Here is a 212-nt window from a genome sequence, read left to right on the forward strand (position 1 = left end):
TTACCGTCGGCACCAGTTGCACCATCTTTAATGATGGTAGTAGTGGTGTTACCGTTACCGTCTTTGATGGTTACAGTGTGGGTACCGTTGCCGTTGTCTTTAACGTCGGCTTCAGCGTTCTTACCGTCGGCACCTGTTGCACCATCTTTAATGATGGTAGTAGTGGTGTTACCGTTACCGTCTTTGATGGTTACAGTGTGGGTACCGTTGCC

At 49.1% G+C, this 212-nt stretch carries 1 protein-coding gene; it reads right to left on the minus strand.

Going from position 1 to position 212, the window contains the following annotated elements:
• A partial coding sequence (locus tag ACTHS3_RS16175; protein WP_440368531.1) for a collagen-flanked surface repeat-containing protein occupies positions 1–212 on the minus strand: 212 nt, incomplete at both ends.

Source organism: Neisseria sp. P0009.S007 (assembly GCF_051962515.1).